The 1,008-nt window shown below is 36.9% G+C and carries 1 protein-coding gene; it reads left to right on the top strand.

Annotated features, from left to right (window positions below):
* Positions 1–1,008, top strand: a 1,008-nt coding sequence (locus C8D80_RS12730) for a PKD-like domain-containing protein (protein WP_317125884.1), incomplete at both ends; no start/stop codon positions are given.

The following is a 1,008-nucleotide window of genomic DNA, read 5'->3' as shown; positions in this document are numbered from 1 at the left end:
CATGTTGATATTGTTGGAAATATAAGTGGTATCACTTACACATGGACAGCTATCACAAATGGTGTAACTGTAGTGGGAGGAGTTACTTCTGGTACAATCACTGCAACTTCAACAACAGCGGCTTTTGATTTACAGGTAATTACAAGTAATCCATTAGTGGCGGGAACAATTTATTTTGAAGTTTCATCAGTTCGTAATGGATGTCCGGGTAATACTCTTCAAAGTGGAGTAGTTACAGTGAATCCAAATCCAGGTTTACCAATTCCATCTCCAATAAAAACAATTTGTAGTGGAGAAGATACTGATTTAATAGTTGATGTTTCCCCACTTATTGCAGGAACAGAATTAACATGGGAAGTGTTAACAGTTGTAAATGTATCAGGCGCTACTCCAGGAACTGGAATAGCACCAGTAACGATAAATGATGCGTTAACAGCAACAACTAATACACAAGGTTATGTAATTTACCGAGTACGTTCAAGTTTAGGAGAATGTCAAGGTGGTTATACGGATTATAGAGTGAATGTAAATCCAGCTCCACTGCCAGTATTAACTGATGGTAATATTTGTATTACAGCTGCAGGAGAAGTATATCAAACATATACTTTAAACACTGGCTTAAATGATGCGGATTATGATTTTGAATGGTTTGATACAAACGGAGATATTATACCAGGAGCAACTAGTTCAACTTTAGTAGTTGATGAAGCAGGAACGTATAGTGTAATAGCTACGAATTGGTTAACAGGATGTTCATCAGATCCATTATTAGCAAGTGCTACAGCAACTGTAACAGAGACAATGCCTGCGACATCAATGACAATTATTCAAAGTGAATATTTTAGTGACAACGCTACTATTACAGTAAATGTAACTGGAGGTTCAGGAACATTGATGTATTCGTTAGACGAAGGTCCACTACAGTCTTCTAATGTGTTTACAGGAGTAAGTGCTGGGGAACATTTAGTAACTGTTGTTGATACAGAAGGATGTACATTTATGACACAA

The sequence above is a fragment of the Flavobacterium cheniae genome, assembly GCF_004363695.1.
In the GTDB taxonomy this organism is placed as follows: Bacteria; Bacteroidota; Bacteroidia; order Flavobacteriales; family Flavobacteriaceae; genus Flavobacterium; species Flavobacterium cheniae.
The sequence above is the reverse complement of the archived record's forward strand: the minus strand, read 5'-3'. Positions and strand labels throughout refer to the sequence as shown.